This window comes from Oleiphilus sp. HI0061 (assembly GCF_001635675.1).
Map to the genome: position 1 here is coordinate 1 of NZ_LWFE01001876.1, position 1,307 is coordinate 1,307.

Sequence of the window (1,307 nt, forward strand, 5' to 3'; positions counted from 1 at the left end):
AGCGCGCGATTGATGGTGTAAGCAAAATTGTGGGAGAGATCGCATCCTTGGATATGAATATGGCGATCAGTGCGAAAGCCCATGTCGATGAAATGCTTGTAGATTTGGAGCAAACAAATGTCACCATTGAAAATACTATGGATGAAGCTTCCGCTTATACAGAAACGTTAAAAGTGGACGTGGCTGACGCGGTCAGGAGTTCACAGTTTGCTGATAATGTTAGTGCCGATATTAACTCTTTTCTGCAACAAAACTCTTTGTTACAAGAGGCGCTGAATAAGGTAAGGAGTGTGTCCAGTGAAGCCGAAATACTCGACTTATTGCAAGAGATTGGCAAGCAAAAGAGTGGCTCTAAGAGCAGTGTTGCGGCAGAAGCGAGTGATGACAATGTCTCATTGTTTTAACGCAAAATATTAATCAATAGCGTGGGTGGGTAGTACAGACAATGGGAATGAATGTTCTAATTGTGGACGATCATGAATCGAATCGTATTCTAGTAAGGTATTTGCTTGAATCCGAAGGCCACGACTGCATCGAAGCTGAAAATGGGCAGATAGCAGTCGAGCAGTTTGATGAGCACCAGCCAGACTTTGTTCTGATGGACATTGTCATGCCTGTTATGGATGGCTATGAAGCCGCGTCCTTAATTAAAAAGCGCGCAGGCGATACCCATGTTCCTATTATTTTTCTGACAGCAAAACATGATGAGAAATCTTTGCTTGCTTGCCTGGAGAGTGGTGGAGATGATTATTTACCAAAGCCCATTAATGGCATTGTTCTAAAAGCGAAGATTAAGGCTCATGCGAGAACTCAGGAGCTTACCCAGCAAGTTCATGCGAAAAACAGTGAGCTAACCCGTCTACACGCGACATTAACGCAAGAACATGAGATGGGGCGTCATGTATTAAATCATACGCTCAAGAGGAGCTTGCAGAACTGTAAAAATGTTAAAAGCTATCTTTCTTCAATGTCGACCTTTAATGGCGATATCTTTCTTTTGGCCGAAAATCCAAGTGGTGGTTTATATGCTTTTCTCGGTGACTTTACTGGTCATGGTTTAGCTGCAGCAATTGGTACGATTCCTGTCTCGCAAGCATTTTTCTCCATGTGTGAAAAAAGTATGCCGATTATGGAAATTGCGTCTTCGATGAATAAGTCCTTAAAGTCCTTTTTGCCTGAGTACATGTTTTGCGCCGCGACACTAATACATGTGCCAGAATCGGGAGATAAAGCATTAGTATGGGCAGGGGGGTTGCCAGATGCGTATATTACAAGACCTGGGGAGGGGCTTGTAAGTGTCGTAAAGT

At 43.3% G+C, this 1,307-nt stretch carries 2 protein-coding genes; both read left to right on the forward strand.

From position 1 onward, the window contains the following. On the forward strand, positions 1-404 hold a 404-nt coding region (locus A3735_RS31615), incomplete at its 5' end, for a hypothetical protein (protein ID WP_197486128.1). A gap of 47 nt (positions 405-451) precedes the next feature. Further along, the coding region (locus tag A3735_RS28530) for a response regulator (RefSeq protein WP_197486129.1) at positions 452-1,307 on the forward strand (856 nt) is incomplete at its 3' end.